Source organism: Arthrobacter sp. AD-310 (assembly GCF_054656615.1).
The window spans coordinates 1-16223 of sequence record NZ_BAAHNO010000011.1; the positions used below are offsets into that span (position 1 = coordinate 1).

General features: G+C 67.4%; 16 protein-coding genes. 8 read left to right on the forward strand and 8 right to left on the reverse strand.

From position 1 onward, the window contains the following. Positions 1–137: 137 nt before the first annotated feature. Both ACYQ1Z_RS08220 and ACYQ1Z_RS08225 read right to left on the reverse strand, forming a co-directional pair. Positions 138–821, reverse strand: coding sequence for a LuxR C-terminal-related transcriptional regulator (locus ACYQ1Z_RS08220; protein WP_459792016.1), 684 nt, complete (start codon positions 819–821; stop codon positions 138–140). Continuing rightward, positions 818–2239 (reverse strand): ATP-binding protein, encoded by a 1422-nt coding sequence (locus ACYQ1Z_RS08225; protein ID WP_459792017.1) that lies wholly within the window; start codon positions 2237–2239, stop codon positions 818–820. Before ACYQ1Z_RS08225 ends, ACYQ1Z_RS08220 begins: the two co-directional genes overlap by 4 nt. A 125-nt stretch (positions 2240–2364) precedes the next feature. On the opposite strand from ACYQ1Z_RS08225, the gene ACYQ1Z_RS08230 reads away from it, so the two are divergent. From ACYQ1Z_RS08230 to ACYQ1Z_RS08250, 5 genes are all read left to right on the forward strand, one after another. Beyond that, complete coding sequence (locus ACYQ1Z_RS08230; protein WP_459792018.1) at positions 2365–3954, forward strand: PspC domain-containing protein; 1590 nt, start codon at positions 2365–2367, stop codon at positions 3952–3954. Continuing rightward, entirely contained in the window at positions 3951–4250 is a 300-nt protein-coding gene (locus ACYQ1Z_RS08235) for a hypothetical protein (RefSeq protein WP_459792019.1), read from the forward strand. Before ACYQ1Z_RS08230 ends, ACYQ1Z_RS08235 begins: the two co-directional genes overlap by 4 nt. A 3-nt stretch (positions 4251–4253) precedes the next feature. After that, positions 4254–4511 (forward strand): PspC domain-containing protein, encoded by a 258-nt coding sequence (locus tag ACYQ1Z_RS08240; RefSeq protein WP_459792020.1) that lies wholly within the window; start codon positions 4254–4256, stop codon positions 4509–4511. 165 nt (positions 4512–4676) lie between these two features. After that, on the forward strand, positions 4677–5702 hold the full coding sequence (locus ACYQ1Z_RS08245) for an ATP-dependent 6-phosphofructokinase (protein ID WP_459792021.1): 1026 nt from the start codon (positions 4677–4679) through the stop codon (positions 5700–5702). A gap of 55 nt (positions 5703–5757) precedes the next feature. Then, the gene (locus tag ACYQ1Z_RS08250; protein ID WP_459792022.1) at positions 5758–6474 is read left to right on the forward strand and encodes a GNAT family N-acetyltransferase; all 717 of its coding nucleotides are present in this window, start codon (positions 5758–5760) and stop codon (positions 6472–6474) included. Here the strand turns inward: ACYQ1Z_RS08250 and ACYQ1Z_RS08255 are convergent. The 6 genes from ACYQ1Z_RS08255 to ACYQ1Z_RS08280 form a co-directional block, all read right to left on the reverse strand. Continuing rightward, on the reverse strand, positions 6436–7959 hold the full coding sequence (locus ACYQ1Z_RS08255) for a DHA2 family efflux MFS transporter permease subunit (protein WP_459792023.1): 1524 nt from the start codon (positions 7957–7959) through the stop codon (positions 6436–6438). The genes ACYQ1Z_RS08250 and ACYQ1Z_RS08255 overlap by 39 nt on opposite strands. A gap of 40 nt (positions 7960–7999) precedes the next feature. Further along, positions 8000–8407, reverse strand: coding sequence for an ankyrin repeat domain-containing protein (locus tag ACYQ1Z_RS08260; RefSeq protein ID WP_459792024.1), 408 nt, complete (start codon positions 8405–8407; stop codon positions 8000–8002). Beyond that, positions 8404–9489 carry a CAF17-like 4Fe-4S cluster assembly/insertion protein YgfZ gene (gene ygfZ, locus ACYQ1Z_RS08265; protein WP_459792025.1) on the reverse strand — a complete coding sequence of 362 codons (1086 nt, stop codon included), beginning with the start codon at positions 9487–9489 and terminating at the stop codon, positions 8404–8406. Before ygfZ ends, ACYQ1Z_RS08260 begins: the two co-directional genes overlap by 4 nt. 22 nt (positions 9490–9511) lie before the next feature. Continuing rightward, positions 9512–10234, reverse strand: coding sequence for a flavodoxin family protein (locus ACYQ1Z_RS08270; RefSeq protein ID WP_459792026.1), 723 nt, complete (start codon positions 10232–10234; stop codon positions 9512–9514). Between the two features lie 16 nt (positions 10235–10250). Beyond that, positions 10251–10859: a nitrobindin family protein gene (locus tag ACYQ1Z_RS08275; RefSeq protein ID WP_459792027.1), complete on the reverse strand. Its 609-nt coding sequence runs from the start codon at positions 10857–10859 to the stop codon at positions 10251–10253. A 173-nt stretch (positions 10860–11032) separates the two neighbouring features. Next, positions 11033–11800: a permease gene (locus ACYQ1Z_RS08280; RefSeq protein WP_459792029.1), complete on the reverse strand. Its 768-nt coding sequence runs from the start codon at positions 11798–11800 to the stop codon at positions 11033–11035. 338 nt (positions 11801–12138) lie between these two features. On the opposite strand from ACYQ1Z_RS08280, the gene ACYQ1Z_RS08285 reads away from it, so the two are divergent. The 3 genes from ACYQ1Z_RS08285 (at position 12139) to ACYQ1Z_RS08295 (ending at position 16223) form a co-directional block, all read left to right on the forward strand. Beyond that, positions 12139–12837 (forward strand): winged helix-turn-helix transcriptional regulator, encoded by a 699-nt coding sequence (locus ACYQ1Z_RS08285; protein ID WP_133345752.1) that lies wholly within the window; start codon positions 12139–12141, stop codon positions 12835–12837. Between the two features lie 33 nt (positions 12838–12870). Beyond that, positions 12871–13842 (forward strand): mycothiol synthase, encoded by a 972-nt coding sequence (gene mshD, locus ACYQ1Z_RS08290; RefSeq protein WP_459792030.1) that lies wholly within the window; start codon positions 12871–12873, stop codon positions 13840–13842. A 131-nt stretch (positions 13843–13973) separates the two neighbouring features. After that, the gene (locus tag ACYQ1Z_RS08295; RefSeq protein ID WP_459792031.1) at positions 13974–16223 is read left to right on the forward strand and encodes an RNA degradosome polyphosphate kinase; all 2250 of its coding nucleotides are present in this window, start codon (positions 13974–13976) and stop codon (positions 16221–16223) included.

A 16223-nucleotide genomic window follows, 5' to 3' on the forward strand; every position in this document is an offset into this window, starting at 1 on the left:
GCAAAACCCTCGGCTGGAAAACACCCGCACAAGCCCTCCAGCAAATACTGGAAGAATCAGCAGCCTAGAACGTGTTGCAACGACCACTTGAATCCGCCCGATCTATAGGGACCAAAAGTGATAGCGCATCTTTGCGTTTAGAGGAGGCGGCGCTCGGCCGCCCACTTGGTGAGTTCGTGCCGGCTTGAGAGCTGCAGCTTCCGCAGGACGGCGGAAACATGGGTCTCCACGGTTTTGATGCTGATGAAGAGCTCCTTCGCCACTTCCTTGTAGCTGTAGCCGCGGGCGATCAGGCGCATGACTTCCAGTTCGCGGGCCGACAGCTTGTCCAGTTCGTCGTCGGCAATGTCCGCGGGGGCGGTACCGAAGGCGTCCAGGACAAAGCCGGCCAGGCGGGGCGAGAAGACGGCGTCCCCGCCCGCCACCCGGAAGACGGCGTCGGTGATCTCGGGACCGGAGATGGTCTTGGTGACATATCCGCGCGCACCGGCCCGGATGACCGCCACCACGTCCTCCGCGGCGTCGGACACGCTCAGGGCGAGGAACCGGGTGGTACCGAGGAGCGGTGCGGACCCGGCGATGACCTCACGCCCGCCGCCGCCCAGGCCGCCGGGCAGGTGAACGTCCAGCAGCACCACCTCGGGGCGCTGCTCGGCGATCACGGCGATGGCCTGCTCCACGCTGGCCGCTTCGCCCACTACCTGGATGCTGGGGTCGAGGTCGGCTTTCAACCCGGAGCGGAAGATTGCGTGGTCGTCCACGATGACCACCCGGACGGAGTTTGCGGGGCGGGCGGCCGCTGCCCCCAGGCTCGAGTTCATGATTTTCCTTCCGCGTTGTCCGCGCCTGCCGGCTGAAGCCGCAGGCGCACTTCCGTGCCGTCGCCGGTGCTGAGGATTGTTGCGGTGCCACCGTGCCGTTTCATCCTGCCGATGATGGACTCCCGCACACCGAGCCGGTCTTCCGGGACATCCGAGAGGTCGAAGCCCGGGCCCCGGTCCTTGATGAAAATCTCCGACTGGCCGTCAGACGCCTCCAGGTACACGGACACGGGTCCGCCGCCGTGCCGGGATGCGTTGAGCATCGCTTCACGGCTTGCCTGGACCATGGCTTCGTGCGGCTCGGTCATGGCGGCGTCGCCCACAGTGACCACGTCCACGGCGTTACCCAGCAGGTCCTCCACCTCTGCGGCGACGGCCTTGATCCGGTCCGACAACTTGCCTGCCTCCCTGCCTGGATCCTGGAAGAGCCAGCCGCGCAGTTCCCGCTCCTGCGCCCGGGCCAGCCGGACGACGTCGTGCTCGTTGCCGGCGCGCCGCTGGATCAGGGCCAACGTCTGCAGCACCGAGTCGTGGAGGTGGGCGGCGATCTCGGCCCGTTCCATTTCGCGGATCCTGCCGGCGCGCTCGGACTCAAGGTCCCGCCAGAACTTCAGGGCCCAGGGCAGCAGCACCAGGACCACTCCGCCCAGCACGGCTACCGAGGCCAGCAGCGCCAGCCAGGTCTGCTCCCAGGAACCGGAGCCGGACACCATGACCAGTACTCCGGCCACCACCAGGGCGAGCCCTGCGGCGAGCCGCGCCCACCCGCCGGCCTGGTCCGCCTTGGTCTTGTCCACCAGGCCGGCGCGCCTGGTTTCGTCCAGCTGCATCCATGCGATGGAGGCGCCGCCGAGGACCGCTGCCGCGGGGATCAGGGTTCCGAGCGGAACGTCCACGCCGAGCAGTTGCGCAATCATGATGCCGGCCACCAGCAGCAGTCCGGATCCGAGCAGGATCTCCTTGCCGTACCTCATGCTGCGGAACCGGAACCACGGCGTGGCCGGGAGCTGGGCGGGTCCGGCCACACCGGGGGCACCGCCAGCCTGGACGGGTGGCGGGTTGGCGGGGAGGACCCCCGGAGTGGGGGTAAAAGCGACCGATACGGCCTGGCCGGCAACGTCTGGGAGCCGGTGCGGGGACGTCGGCGTCCCCGGGGCGGGCGACTGGCTGACGGCAGGAGCAATGGGCGACGCCGGGCGGCGGGCGTTGCGCCGCGCGGCCTCGTCCGCGGTGGGAACCATGATCCACAGCCAGGCATAGAAGACGAGGCCGGCACCGCCGGCGAGGGTTGCCAGTGCCATGCCGATCCGGACATTCTTGACCGGCCAGCCCAGGTGCAGCGCCAGGCCGGAGCAAACGCCGGCGATTACGCGGTCGCTGCTGCGGGCCAGTGGTGGCCTTCCCGGGACGGTAGTCATGCATCAATCCAAACACGGTTCAGGGTTCCCCGGACCGCATTCCAGCGCCAACCGGGGGTTGCTCAGGGACGGCTCAGGGTTTCCCCCAGTAGAGCGGCGTGGAGCCCAGACGCGAGGATTTAGGTATGAACCCGCACACCCCCTCCCCCGACGACGGCCAGCCCACCGAGCCCCTGCCCTCCGGCAGCCAGCGGCCCACCGAACCCCTGCCGTCCTCCGTGCCTACACCTCCGGACCCCTCAGCGGGCCCTTCCGCTCCCGCAGACAGCAGCGGCCGGCAGAGCGGCCCCGCCGGTAAGGAGCGCACCAGCGGCGCCGGCAGCACGGGGCAGCCCACGGGCAGCTACGAGGCACCCTCCGGAGCCTTCCCCGGTCCGCGTTACGGTTCCACTGCCACACCCCAGCAAACGGACTTCTTCACCTGGGTCCGGAGCCACGGTATCCGGCGCGGCAGCGACCGCTGGGTGGGCGGCGTCTCCAGCGGCGTAGCCAACCGGCTGGGCGTGGACCCGCTCATCATCCGGGGGGTTTTCATCGTCCTGACGCTGTTCGCCGGTATCGGCGTGCTGCTGTACGGCCTGGCCTGGGCTTTGCTCCCCGAGCCGGACGGACGCATCCACGTGCAGGAAGCAGGCGCCGGCCGGTGGTCAACCGGCATGACCGGATCCCTGATTGCCACGATCGTGGGCCTCACAGGCCTGGGCGGCGGTTTCTGGGGATGGAGCCATAACGGCTTCGGCGGATTCCTGTGGACGGTCTTCTGGGTGGGCGGCGCCATCTACCTCATCTACTACCTGTCCCAGCGGAACAAGGGAGCCCGGCCGGCAATGGCGGGCCAGCCAGGTCCGTACACGAGCACGTACGACGCCGGCAGCCCGGGCACTGCAGGCACGTCCTCCTTCGCGGCGGCCGGCGCCACGTACGGCACCAATCCGGCGTCGGGCTCCATGCCGTCCTACCCGGGAGGGACGGGCGGCAGCTCCTACGGCGACGGCACGTCCGGCGGCGGCACCGGTACCCCCTATGGCACCGGTACACTGTACGGCACTGCCCCAACACCGCCGCAGCCGCCCAGGCCACGGCCCGCAGGCCCGGGCGCCCCGGCAGTTGCCATCGCCGCCGGCGCGGCCCTTCTGGTGGGCGGTGGCCTGAAGGCCCTCGACGCCACAAATGTGGTCGACCTCGGCACCTCCGCGAATGCGATCGTCTGGGCCAGCGCTGCAGCCGTCCTCGGCCTGGGCATCCTGGTCTCCGGCCTGCGCGGCAGGACGGCCGGCATTATGAGCCTCTTCGCCGTCGTCGCCCTCGTGACCGGCGGCATCTACAACGTGGTGGGCAACGGCGACCGGTTGCGGTTCCAGGAAGTGAACTGGAGCCCCGCATCCATCGCCGAGGCCCGCGACGGAATCGACATCACCGCAGGCCGCGGAACCGTGGACCTCACCTCCCTGGCCGCAAGCGCCCCACTGCCATCCGACGTCGTTGTCCCCCTGGACATCACGGCCAGCAACGTCACCGTGGTCATCCCGGACAACGTACCGGTGGACATCAAAGCCGACATGACGATGGGCAACCTCAACGAGGCAACCGGACAGCGCGGCGGCACGACCACCCGGGAAAGCAGCTACAACACGGACGAACCGGGCAGCCGCCTGGTGGTCCGGATCGACGGCACCTTCAGCAACGTCACGATCGAGGAAGGCAACGCAAGATGAGCAACACCAGCCCGGCACCGGAGCCCTACGTACCAGGCAGCTACTCCACCGACTTCACGGCGGCGCCGCACACTGACGAACCGGGCCCCGCACCCGTACGGGTAGGGACGGTGGTGTGGGGACTGATCGTCCTCGCGCTGGCAGCGCTGATCATCGTCGCCCAGCTGGGATGGGTGACCCTCAACGGCACCTACGTCCTCATCGGCCTCATGATCGGCGCCGGCGCTGCCCTGGTGGTAGGCGGCCTGCTCTCGGCCCGCAAACGTGACAACGACCCCACAACACGAAAGTCTTGAGCCATGGATAAATTCTTCAGCATCGTCAGGGGCCTCGGCCTGAAGCGCGGCCCGCAGCGGTGGCTTGGCGGAGTCCTGGGCGGCATCGCGGCAAAGCTGAACGTGGATGTTGCGTTCGTCCGCATCGCTTTCCTCATTTTCTGCCTCCTGCCCGGCCCGGCCGTCGTCTTCTACCTCCTGGCCTGGGTCATCCTGCCGGACCAGAACAACAGGATCCCGCTGGAGACGTTCCTGGAGCAGCGTTCGCTGAACCGTCCCTGAACCCTTCCGGCAGCAGCCCCTGTCCCATCCGGGCGGGGGCTGCCGCTTTTTCACGGGACCGTATGTAACCGGTTTGTGTCGTACCCCACACCTCCCACTACACTTCTAGGTGAGCTCAGCGTGGCGCTCTGCCAGTAAACCCTCTCCCAGGATTTGAGCCAGATCATGAAAATTGGAATCCTCACCAGCGGTGGCGACTGCCCCGGATTGAACGCGGTCATCCGCGGCGCCGTGCTGAAAGGCATCGCCATCCACGGCCACGAGTTCGTCGGTTTCCTCGACGGCTGGCGCGGCGTGGTGGAGGGCGACATCATCGACATCCCCCGCACCATGGTCCGTGGTATCGCCAAGCAGGGCGGCACCATCCTTGGCACCTCCCGCACCAACCCGTTTGAAAACGGCGGCGGCCCCGAGGTCATCAAGGCCCACATGGACCGCCTGGGCATTGACGCGATTATTGCCATCGGTGGTGAGGGAACCCTCGCCGCCGCCAAGCGCCTCACCGATGCAGGACTGAAGATAGTCGGCGTCCCCAAGACCGTGGACAACGACCTCGACGCCACCGACTACACGTTCGGTTTCGACACCGCCGTACAGATCGCCACCGAAGCCATCGACCGGCTCCGCACCACCGGCGAATCACACCACCGCTGCATGATCGCCGAAGTGATGGGCCGGCACGTCGGCTGGATCGCGCTGCACGCCGGCATGGCCGCAGGCGCCCACGCCATCCTCATCCCGGAACAAAAAGTCAGCATCGAGCAGATCACCGAATGGGTCAACGAAGCCCACGCCCGTGGCCGCGCACCCCTCGTGGTGGTCGCCGAAGGGTTCGTCCCAGAGCACATGGAATCCCCGCACTCCGAACGGGGCCTGGACACCTTCGGCAGGCCGCGCCTGGGTGGCATCGCCGACCAGCTCGCCCCCGAACTGGAAGCCCGGACCGGCATCGAAACGCGCGCGACGATCCTGGGCCACATCCAGCGCGGCGGTGTCCCCTCCGCCTACGACCGCGTCCTGGCCACCCGCCTCGGCATGGCTGCCATCGACTCCGTCGTTGAGGGCTACTGGGGCACCATGGTAGCCCTGAAGGGAACCGACATCCAGCACGTCGGCTTCCAGGAGGCCCTCGGCCAGCTCAAGACCGTCCCACAGCGCCGCTACGACGAGGCCGCGGTCCTCTTCGGCTAAGCCCGTTCGAAGTGTCCTGTTCGGCGCGGCCGCCTGCCCGCCCTAGGCTGGAAGCATGACACTCGACCCCGGTTCCGCGGCCATCATCCAGCTTGCGTGGGCACGGCGGCTTGGCCTGGATGACGACGCGTTCGGTGACGCCCTGGCCTCGGGCGAGCGGATCGTCCGGGCTGACGAATCATCCCGCAGGGTTGACTTCGTTCGGCTGTTTGGCAGTTCGGCGCTCATCGGCCCCCAGGCGGTCATTGACGCCGCCGCAGGCATCCCGGATGAGGAGATGGCCCAGCATGTCACCTTGCTGACCCTGACCCGGGCCCACGGCGGGCACGGGCTGGGCGCCGCGGCCCTGTTCTTTGCCGACGACCTGCCCCTGCAGCAGCCGTCGGAGGAACTGATGGTGTCGCACGGCAATCCCGAGGCCATCGAGCTCGAGGGCAGGTGCCCGCCGGACGACGTCAACGAAGTGGGATTGTCCGACCTCGAAAACCGGTACACCATCGTCCATGAAGTGGACGGCCGGCGGGTTCCACTCGCCTGCGGGGCGTACACGGAATGGGAAGGCCTGCTGGCCCACCTCGGCGTCCTGGTGGATCCGGAGTGGCGCCGCCGCGGGCTCGGGCAACTCGCCGCTTCCATCGCGGCGCATGAGGCGCTGGCGGCGGGACTGACCCTGCAGTGGCGGACGGACGTGAGCAACACCGGATCACTGGCGTTGGCGCGCAAGCTGGGCATGTCAGCCGGCGGAATCCAGACCAGCGTCCACCTTGGCTGAAGCCGGCGCGCCGCCCCGGCCATGCCAGCCCGGGACGGGCTTGGGCTTGGCGAAGAACAGGGCCACCGCCGCGCCGGCGAGGACGACGGCGGCGGGCAGCAGGATGGACTGGGCCATCGCCGTCGAGAAGCCGCTGTGCAGGGCATCGGGCAGGGTACCGCCGAACGCCATCCCCTCCCCTGCCGGGCCGTCCGGGCCGCCGGAGGGCAGTTCGGCGGCGAGCCTGGCCTGGATAAGCACGGCGATGGCTGCGCTGCCCAGCACGGCACCGAACTGCCGCATCGTGTTGTAGACCCCCGAGCCGGCGCCGGCCGCCCGCGGCGGAAGGTTCCGTGTGGCGGTGGTGCTGATAGGCGCCCAGATTCCGGCATTGGCCAGGCCCAGGACGGCGCTGGGCAGCAGGAACAGCAGGATGGGAGTGTCGGGCTGCATCAGCAGCGCGTTCCAGCCTAGGGAGACGGCCATCAGGACGAGGCCGCCGGCGGCGAGGAACTTGGGGTTGACCCGGTCCACGAGCTTCCCCACCGCGGGAGCCAGGCCACCGGATATCAGCGCCATCGGGACCATCAGGAGGGCCGACTCGGTGGGCGTGAGCCCGCGGACCAGCTGGTAGTAGAAAATCAACGGCAGACCGAACGCCGTCACGGTGAAGCCGACCATGGTGATGCCCAGGTTGGCGAGGGAAAAGTTGCGGTCGCGGAAGAGTCCTAGCGGCAACAGCGGCTCACCCTTGTTGAGGCGCTGCCACACCACGAATCCGGCCAGCACGGCAAGGCCCGCGATGATCAGTCCCCACACGCTGACCGGGCCTGTGATGGTGCCCCAGTTGTACGTTTCGCCTTCCTGGATGCCAAAGACCAGCAGGAAGAGACCGGCGGCGCTCAGCACCACGCCCGGGATGTCGAACCGGTGCGGGTGGGTGCTGAGGCCGGGAACGTTCCGCAGGGCGAGGACGAAGCCAACGACGCCGACGGGCAGGTTGATGAAGAAGATCCACTGCCAGCCCAGGCCATCCACGAGGATACCGCCGAGGACCGGCCCGACCAGCGTGGCCATGCCCGCCGTGGCTCCCCAGACCGACATGGCGGCGCCCCGTCTGTCGGGCGGAAAGATGCGGGTAATGACGGCCATCGTTTGGGGTGTCATGATGGCGGCGCCGAGGCCCTGCACGACGCGGGCGGCGATGAGCGTCTCCACGTTCCCGGACAGCCCGCACCACAGTGAGGCCAGGGTGAACACCACCAGGCCCAGGAGGTACAGTTTCTTGGGCCCGAACCGGTCACCGAGCCTTCCGGTGATCAACAGCGGGACGGCGTAGGCCAGCAGGTAGGCGCTGGTCACCCAGATCACCGAGTTGATGTCCGCGCCCAGGCCCTCCATGATCCGGGGGTTGGCCACGGACACGATGGTGCTGTCAATCAGGATCATGAAGAACCCGATCACCAGCGACCACAGGGCCGGCCAGGGCTTTGTTACGTGGTCCACCGGGTCATCCTTCGAAGTTGTTGTCCGGAATCGACGGACCCTAGCCAAGAAGGTCGAGGATCTCCTGGCGTGCGAACATCTGGGCTGCTGCCCGGGCAGAGGGGGTACCGGCGTCGGGATCGGCGCCGGCGTCCAGCAAGGCGCGTGCCACCTCGGTGTAGCCCTTGAACGCTGCACCGGCGAGGGGCGTCTGCCCGCGGTCGTTGGCGGTGTCCGCGTCCGCGCCGTGCTGCAGGATCAGCTGCACGGCCGCCAGGTGCCCGTGGTACGCGGCCAGCATGAGCAGGGAGTCGCCGGCGGCGTTGGTCAGGCCGGCGGGGGCACCTGCGTCCAGATAGGCACGCAACAGTTCCGTGTTCCCCTCCCTGGCCGCCTGGAAGAGCGTGTGCGCGAGGGCGACGGCGTCGTCGTCGGGCGCTGCCGTTGCTTCGGCGTTCTGTTCTGTCATGAGCGTGGCCCCCTGAGGAATCCGGTCTGGCGCCCCACCACCTGGCCGGCGTCGGGGGCGACGATGAGTTCTTGGCTGGCGGGGTAGGGTTCGTCCCCGTCCAGGACCGTCAGTATCTCATCCGGGGCTACGGAACGCTTTACGACCGCCAGCGCCACCGGGCCCATCTCGTAGTGCTGCGCAACAGAGGTCACCGTTCCCACCTTGCGTTCGCCCGCCAGCACCGGACTCCCGGCTGCGGGCATGGTGTGCTGGGATCCATCCAGCTGCAGGAACACGAGCCGCCGCGGCGGGTGCCCCAGGTTGTGGACTCGGGCGATGGTCTCCTGGCCCTTGTAGCAGCCCTTGGCGAGGTGGACGGCGGTACGCAGGAGGTCAAGCTCATGCGGGATGGTCTTATCATCCGTTTCGGCACCGATGCGCGGGCGCCAGGCGGCCACCCGCAGGGCCTCGGCAGCGAGGGTGCCGGCGAGCGGCCGGTCCCCAACCGTCTCCTCGAGCGCGGCAGCAGGAATGAGGTACTCAAACCAGGGCCGTTCCAGGCCTGGGTGGCTTTGTTCAGGCACCGTGGCGTAGGAGTAGCCGCCGGCGCCGACGTGCGGCCACGGGTCCTCCCAAGCCAGCAGGCCGGACCATTCGGGGACGGTCCTGGTGCTGCCAACGACCGCCCATTCATCGGAGACGTCGGCCACCTCCACCCGGAGCATGAATTTCATCCGGTTAAGGAACTCCGCCAGCGGGACGGCCTCGGCGGCCTCGACGATCAGCCAGGTGGTGGCGCCGTCGTCGACCACGCGGGCATCAAATTCAATCCTGCCCTGGACGCTGAGCAGGAGCAGCTCACTGGACTCGCCGGGGGCAAGGTTGGTGACCTGCTGTGAGGACAGGGTATTGAGCCAGCTGAGCCGGTCGGGTCCGGTGACGGTGACCACGCCGCGGTGGGAGAGGTCGACGACGGCGCTTCCGGCCGCGAGTGCCCGCTGCTCCCGGAGGGGCTCGCCGTAGTGGGCGGCGACGCCTTCGTCGGCGCCGGCAGCCTCGACCGCTCCGGGGCGCGACAAAAGGGGGCTGGGGTTAGTCATATGTAGTAGAAGTCCTTGGTGGCTAGCGATATTCCGGATTTTCGAAATCGAACCTGGTGCCTGCGGACCATTCTTTCGGCAGGTTGCCGTAGGCCGGGTAGCCGCCGGCGTCCTTGAGGGTCCGGGCGAGGTGCAGAAGGTTCCAGGTCATAAAGGTGGTGTTCCGGTTCGTGAAGTCGCTTTCTGGACCGCCGGAGCCCTCATCCAGGTAGCTGGGCCCGGGCCCCACGGGTCCGATCCATCCGGCGTCCGCCTGCGGCGGGATGCTGAAGCCGATGTGCTGCAGGCTGTAGAGGATATTCATGGAGCAGTGCTTGATGCCGTCTTCATTGCCGGTGATCAGGCAGCCGCCCACCTTCGGGTAGAACGCCCACTGGCCCTTGCTGTTGAGCTCACCGGAGTGGGCGTACAGGCGTTCGATGAGCTTCTTGGTCTGGGAGGAGTTGTCGCCCAGCCAGATCGGCCCGGCCACCACCACGATGTCCGCCTCCTGGACCGTGGGGTAGAGGTCCGGCCAAGCATCCGTGGCCCACCCGTATTGGGTCATGTCCGGGTAGACGCCGGAGGCGATGTCGTGGTCCACGGTCCGGATCACCTGAGTTGTGACACCCTGCTTTTCCATGATCAGCCGGCTGATGGTGATCAGCCCGTCCGTGTTGGATGTCTGCGGCGACTTCTTCAGGGTGCCGTTAAAGAAGACAGCTTTGAGGTCGCTGTAGTCCCGGAATTGCCCTGCATTGTCCACCGCACTGCCCCTTTGGCTATGACACTCGTTTCAGGAAGGCGGAAGCATGGGGTTCCAGGCCCTTGCCGGCGTCTCCCCCGGTTGCGACGTCCCACCGCCACAAAAGGTTTCCGTCCACCAGCCCGAAGATACGGGTAGCGGCACTGTAGTCCTTTGAGTGGCTGCCGCGCATCACCATGTCGGTGGTGAGCTGGATCTGCGGGCCTTTGATCTGCCCGTAGTAGAGCTCGGAGATCCCGCCGGGGTGTGCGATGGACACCGAGATGTCGAAGCCGCCTTCGCTGTTGCGCAGTGCCTCGACCTCGTCGGCGCTCTTGAGCACGGGCACGATATCGGCCGGTACCAGCCCTGGGCCGCCGTCGGCGTCCAGCTGTTTGCGCTCCAGCGCCCAGAAGCCGGTCTCGACGGTGAGTGGCCGAAGGCGCGTTCCGTCGTCGTCGGTCAGCCAGCTCTCCGCGCGGTACTGGAGGTACGGCTGGCCGTTGTGGGTGAAGGAGACATGCTGCAGGAAGTGTTCCGAGTCCTCGTCCCCGCTGCCAAGCCGGCCGCGGCCCTCCCACTCGCCAATGAGCCAGGAAAGGGGAACAAGTTCTGGGGTCAGATCCGTAGGGATTTCAATGGGCACAGCGTTTACCTCGAGGGATTGCTAGCTCCGTGAAAAGGACGGTCTACTTCTGGCCTTTGAAGAGGCGGTAGACCACAAAGCCGGCGAACCAGGCCATGGACAGGCTGGCGATGCCGAGCAGGACAAGGAAGAAGATTTCAAATGCAAGTACGGACATGGTGCCATCCTAACGCTTAGTAGATAAGGAGTTTGTCTATGAAGTAAGCCAGGGAACCCACGGCGAGGACCGGTGCAAGGCCCATCCCGACGGCGGCCGCAGCGTTCAGCGGGGCGCCCCGGAGAGTCGCCATCCGGCGGAAGCTCGCCAGCACCGCGCCCACGACCAGGCCGAAAATTGCGGCCGGAAGCACGGCGATGTCCGAGAAGACCAGGCCCGCAAGGGGTCCCGCGAGGCCTGCAAGCACCATGCCCAGCGGCGCCACCAGCCGGTCCGGCCAGCGGATCAGCCCTGTGAGCAACGCCACAGCTGCGCTGATGGCAGCCACGAGCAACATTTCCCGGACCCCGTTGAACCGTGCCCCGGCGACCCAGCCTGCACCCAGGCAGGACAGCAGGACACCCACACAGCAGCCCAGCGTTGATTCCAGCCGCTGCGCCTGCCCGGTACCGCGGAGCAGCTGAACCACGAAGACCGCCATCATTCCCAGCGCCATGAACCCGGGAGTCCAGTCCATGAATCCAGGGGCGGGACTGAGCGCGGCGGCCACGGCCGCCCCGGCTCCGGGGAGCGCGATGACGGCGGCGAGTGTTTTCTTGGCAGGGATGCGGAGGAAGTGCGGCCAACCGATGCCGACGGCGGCAGCGCACAGGGCGGCCACCGCCACAAGGGCTTCGCGCGAGGTGTAGACGCCGGCGATGATCGCCGCGAGCCCTGCGATGCCCACGAGGCCGATGGTCCAGGAGCCGAGGGAACGCACGGGCGCCTGCAGTTCTGCGGTCATGCGGAACCCGGCCTGTGCTTTGTCTCTGCACTCACTGCGCTGAAATCCCCGTCCTGGCGTCGACCGGGGGCGCAGTGCGCCCCTTCACGGCAGGGCATGCCGCCCTGCCTCAATCCTGCCTTATGTGAACGGGATATGTCGCAAAACGTATGTTTGCGGGGCGCGGATCTCTGGCTCCGGAAGGGGTGCACGGTATACTCATGGTTCAGCTACGCTCCCTGCAGGGGTGGCCGGCCGGGAGATCTTTACCGGCCGGAAATTTCCGCCGGGGGCCAGTACCGGCCGGTGGAAATCCGGTTCAGTCGCCCAACGATGCGCGGACAGCCCTTGGAGGAACAATGTCGCACATCCTGTTATTGACGAACAGCACCGGCTCGTCGGTTGACATCCTGCCTGCCTTGGAATTGCTGAACCATCGGGTCCACATCCTCCCCGCCGAGCCCACCGCCCTGCTGGAGACCGACCCGTGCGACATCGTGCTGCTGGACGCACGGAAGGACCTGGTGGGCGCCCGATCGCTCACCCAGCTCCTCAAGGCGACTGGGCTGAGCGCCCCGCTGGTGCTGATCCTCACCGAAGGCGGCATGGCCGCCGTCTCCTCGGCCTGGGCGGTGGACGATATCGTCCTTGATTCAGCCGGTCCCGCCGAGGTGGAAGCCCGCATCAGGCTGTCCGTGGCCCGCGCCGTTCCGGAGCAGGAGGACGCGCCCAGCGAGATCCGGGCAGCCGGCGTGGTGATCGACGAGGCGAGCTACACGGCCCGCGTGAACGGCGCACCGCTGAACCTGACTTTCAAGGAATTCGAACTCCTCAAGTACCTGGCCCAGCATCCCGGCCGCGTGTTCACCCGGCAGCAGCTGCTGACGGAGGTGTGGGGCTACGACTACTACGGCGGCACCCGCACCGTCGACGTCCATGTACGGCGCCTGCGCGCCAAGCTTGGCGCCGACCACGAGAACCTGATCAGCACGGTCCGGAACGTCGGTTACCGCCTCACCCTGGTGCGGCAGCAGGAAGACGAGCTCACCGAGGCCTGAGTGGCGGGCGGCCATCCCGTATAGCCTTGCCTCATGACACCAGCGCACCCTGAAAAGTGGCCCGTCCATGTTGTCCGAGGCGGGGTTGACCAGCAGCTCCTGAAGGACTGCCGTGACCTGCTGGCTGCGGCAGAGGAATCGGACGGCAATCCTTCCATCTCCGAACAGACCCTCGTGACGATGCGCGCCGGTGACTCCGCCGCGCATTCGCTGCTGACGCTTGCCCTGTACGCCCCGGACGAGGACTCCGATCCCGCCACCGGGCAGGACCTGGCCGGTTTCGCCGTCGTGGTGGAGGAAGCGGACGGCAGCGGCATCCTGGAAATCGCCGTGCACCCGTCGTACCGCAACCAGGGTGTTGCGGACCGCCTGGTGGGGTCGCTCAAGGAGGTCCGCGGATTCGACGGGCTGAAGGCCTGGTCCCACGGAAACCACGAGGCCGCAGCTGACCTCGCCGCGCGCTACGGGTACGCGCCGGTCCGCGAGCTGTGGAAGATGCGGATGACGACGGCGGGAGCGGACCTTCCCGACGTCGGTCTGCCGGACGGGGTGTCCATCCGTTCCTTTGTTCCGGGCCGGGACGAGGAGGCGTGGCTAGCCTCAAACCGGGCAGCCTTTGCCCACCACCCCGAGCAGGGCAGCCTCACCCGAGCGGACCTGGATGCCCGCATGGCCGAAGACTGGTTCGACCCCGCCGGATTCCTCCTGGCCGAGGACCGCGACGGGCGCCTGCTGGGTTTCCACTGGACCAAGGTGCACCCCGCTCACGGCTCCCACCCCGCCATCGGCGAGGTTTACGTGGTGGGCGTGACTCCGGAGGCGCAGGGCATGGGGTTGGGCAAGGCGCTGACGATTGCGGGCATCCGGCACCTGCAGGATCTTGGGCTGCACGCCGTCATGCTGTATACGGACGCCGACAACGGCCCGGCCGTGTCCCTCTACCGCCGCCTGGGCTTTACCCGCTGGGACATGGACGTGATGTACGGCCCGGTGGCAACCGGTTAGTCCAGTCGCCTGACATCCGGGCCAAGGGTCGCGCGAAATCACGGGCTGCGCGGAGCTGAAAGCTTGTAAGGTTGAAGCAGAACCGCGCAGGCCGGAGGCGCCAAAATCGAGCGCCAGGTAAAGGAGATGCCATGAACCCGGAACCTTCCGGAACAGCTACGTCCCAGGACGTCGCAGTCCCCGTGCGCGCGCGCTTCGGCTCGTCCGAGGTTCCCGCCTCACGGGCCACGCAGGACCGCATCGACATTCCCGAATTCGCGCCAAACCTGCAGCCCGACGGCGACATCCGGCCGGACCGTTTCCTGGACCGCGAACTCAGCTGGCTCGCCTTTAATGCCCGGGTGCTGGAGCTCGCCGAGGATCCCTCCCTGCACCTGCTGGAGCGCGTGAACTTCCTGTCGATTTTCGCGTCCAACCTTGACGAGTTCTTTATGGTCCGGGTTGCCGGGCTGAAGCGCCGCATCGCCACCGGCCTGGCCGTTCCTTCCCCCGCCGGCCTGAGCCCGGTGGAAGTCCTGGAGCAGATCAGCGAAGAAGCCCACCGGCTCCAGCAGCGGCACGCCCAGGTGTTCGCGGACCACGTCCGCCCAGCGCTCGCGTACGAGCACATCCACCTCATGCATTGGGATGAACTGGACGACGCCGCCCAGCAGCAGCTCAGCGTCATGTTCGCCGAGAAGGTATTCCCGATCCTGACGCCGCTGGCGGTGGACCCGGCCCACCCGTTCCCCTACATCTCGGGCCTCTCCCTGAACCTCGCCGTCGTGGTGCGCAACCCTGTCAGCGACAAGGAACTGTTCGCCCGCGTCAAGGTGCCGGACCAACTGCCGCGCCTGATCTCCATCGACGGCCCCCGGGCGGGCGCGGTCGCCGGCCGGGTTGCCCGGTTCATCGCCCTGGAAGAAGTCATCGCGGTCCACCTGGACAAGCTGTTCCCCGGAATGGAGGTCCTGGAACACCACTCCTTCCGCGTCACCCGCAACGAGGACGTGGAGGTCGAAGAGGACGACGCCGAGAACCTCCTGCAGGCGCTGGAGAAGGAACTCCTGCGGCGGCGGTTCGGCCCGCCCGTCCGGCTGGAGGTCACCAACGACATTAACCCGAACATCCGGGCGCTGCTGATCCGTGAACTGGGTGTGGAGGAATCCGAGGTGTACTCGGTGCCCGCTCCGTTGGACCTGCGCGGCCTGTCCGTCATAGCGGGCATCGACCGCGCGGACCTGCACTACCCCAAGCACGTCCCGCACACTTCCCGGTACCTGAACGAGTCCGAAACGTCCAAGGCCGCCAACGTCTTCGCCGCCATGCGCCGCCGGGACATCCTGCTGCACCACCCCTACGACTCGTTCTCCACCTCGGTGCAGGCCTTCCTGGAACAAGCCGCGGCCGATCCCAAGGTCCAGGCCATCAAGCAGACCCTGTACCGCACCTCGGGTGATTCCCCGATCGTTGACGCCCTCATCGACGCCGCGGAGGCCGGAAAACAGGTCTTGGCTTTGGTGGAGATCAAGGCCAGGTTCGACGAGCAGGCCAACATTTCCTGGGCGCGAAAGCTCGAGCAGGCCGGCGTGCATGTGGTGTACGGGATCGTGGGCCTGAAGACGCACTGCAAGCTGTCCCTGGTGGTCCGCCAGGAAGTGGACGGACTCCGCCGCTACTGCCACATCGGCACCGGCAACTACCACCCGCGGACCGCGCGCTACTACGAGGACCTGGGCCTGCTGACCGCCAACGACCAGGTAGGCGAGGACCTGTCCAAGCTGTTCAACCAGCTTTCCGGCTACGCCCCGAAGTCGACGTTCAAGCGCCTCCTGGTGGCCCCGCGTTCCGTGCGGTCCGGGCTGATCGACAGGATCGAAACCGAGATCCGCAACGCCCGCGCCGGGGTGCCCGGCCGGGTCCAGATCAAGGTGAATTCCATGGTGGACGAAGCCATCATCGACTCCCTGTACCGCGCGTCGCAGGCGGGTGTGAAGGTGGACGTGGTGGTCCGCGGCATCTGTTCGCTGCGCCCGGGTGTTCCCGGCCTGAGCGAGAACATCACCGTCCGTTCCATCCTGGGCAGGTTCCTGGAACACTCCAGGGTGTTCGCGTTTGCCAATGGCGGGGACCCGGTGGTGTACATCGGCTCCGCGGACATGATGCACCGCAACCTGGACCGCCGGGTGGAAGCGCTGGTGCAGCTGGCCAGCGCCGACGACATCAACTACGTCCTGGACCTCCTCCGGCGCTATCTCGCCCCGGAAACCGCCAGCTGGCACCTGGACAACGAGGGCAACTGGACCCGGCACCACCTGGCCGAGGACGGCAAGCCCCTTGAAGACGTCCAGTCCTGGCTGTTGGCGTCCCGCCCCCGGCAGCGCAGCCTGAGCCGGCGGTAA

Coding starts and splice junctions, on each gene's coding strand:
- ACYQ1Z_RS08230 (WP_459792018.1), top strand. CDS start 2,365: ATGAACCCGCACACCCCCTCCCCCGACGACGGCCAGCCCACCGAGCCC.
- ACYQ1Z_RS08240 (WP_459792020.1), top strand. CDS start 4,254: ATGGATAAATTCTTCAGCATCGTCAGGGGCCTCGGCCTGAAGCGCGGC.
- ACYQ1Z_RS08245 (WP_459792021.1), top strand. CDS start 4,677: ATGAAAATTGGAATCCTCACCAGCGGTGGCGACTGCCCCGGATTGAAC.
- mshD (WP_459792030.1), top strand. CDS start 12,871: ATGACACCAGCGCACCCTGAAAAGTGGCCCGTCCATGTTGTCCGAGGC.
- ACYQ1Z_RS08295 (WP_459792031.1), top strand. CDS start 13,974: ATGAACCCGGAACCTTCCGGAACAGCTACGTCCCAGGACGTCGCAGTC.
- ACYQ1Z_RS08225 (WP_459792017.1), bottom strand. CDS start 2,239: ATGACTACCGTCCCGGGAAGGCCACCACTGGCCCGCAGCAGCGACCGC.
- ACYQ1Z_RS08280 (WP_459792029.1), bottom strand. CDS start 11,800: ATGACCGCAGAACTGCAGGCGCCCGTGCGTTCCCTCGGCTCCTGGACC.
- ygfZ (WP_459792025.1), bottom strand. CDS start 9,489: ATGACTAACCCCAGCCCCCTTTTGTCGCGCCCCGGAGCGGTCGAGGCT.
- ACYQ1Z_RS08220 (WP_459792016.1), bottom strand. CDS start 821: ATGAACTCGAGCCTGGGGGCAGCGGCCGCCCGCCCCGCAAACTCCGTC.
- ACYQ1Z_RS08250 (WP_459792022.1), top strand. CDS start 5,758: ATGACACTCGACCCCGGTTCCGCGGCCATCATCCAGCTTGCGTGGGCA.
- ACYQ1Z_RS08235 (WP_459792019.1), top strand. CDS start 3,951: ATGAGCAACACCAGCCCGGCACCGGAGCCCTACGTACCAGGCAGCTAC.
- ACYQ1Z_RS08260 (WP_459792024.1), bottom strand. CDS start 8,407: ATGACAGAACAGAACGCCGAAGCAACGGCAGCGCCCGACGACGACGCC.
- ACYQ1Z_RS08285 (WP_133345752.1), top strand. CDS start 12,139: ATGTCGCACATCCTGTTATTGACGAACAGCACCGGCTCGTCGGTTGAC.